This window comes from Sphingobium ummariense RL-3 (assembly GCF_000447205.1).
GTDB lineage: Bacteria > Pseudomonadota > Alphaproteobacteria > Sphingomonadales > Sphingomonadaceae > Sphingobium > Sphingobium ummariense.
Map to the genome: position 1 here is coordinate 1 of NZ_AUWY01000003.1, position 623 is coordinate 623.

Here is a 623-nt window from a genome sequence, read left to right on the forward strand (position 1 = left end):
TCGGCCTCAAGCCCCTGTTCGGGCATCCGCGACGCCGCCGGCCCGATCTTGTGTTGGGGTTCAAGGTCGATGCCCTGCGCCTCCAACGTCCGGTGATCTATGCGGGCGTCTATATCCAGCTCGGCCAACCGCTCGTTGACATGATCGGCCCAGGCCACGCGCCATTCCTGCAACAGCGCCGTGCTGTTCCACTCGCGCACCTTCTGGCCGAAGCCCTCCGGGCCAACCTCGCGCATCGACAGCATGACATGCGCGTGCGGCTTGGGTTGCCCGTCCTTGCCCATGTCCCAATGTACATTCATGTCCGCGACCATGCCGCGTTCGACGAACTGCTTTTCGACAAAATCGCGGGCGAGCTGGATGCCCTGTTGCTGGTTCAGCTCGCGCGGAATCGAGAACTCCACCTCGCGCGCCAACTGCGCGTCCTTGCGCTTCTCGCCGGCCTCAACCTCGTTCCACAAGGTCGCGCGATCGTTTAAACGCTCCGGCGCACCCTCGGGAGCCAAGATTTCCGAATGGACGACGCCGGCCTTGTTTGAGAAATCATGGTCGCGCCCTAGCCGGTCATCGTGCAGCCGTTCCGCCGCACGATAGGCCGCGCTGGCAACGGCGCTCGATCCGTT

At 63.9% G+C, this 623-nt stretch carries 1 protein-coding gene; it reads right to left on the bottom strand.

Going from position 1 to position 623, the window contains the following annotated elements; genetic code table 11:
* Positions 1-623, bottom strand: a 623-nt coding sequence (gene mobQ, locus M529_RS0123950) for a MobQ family relaxase (protein ID WP_031293945.1), incomplete at both ends; no start/stop codon positions are given.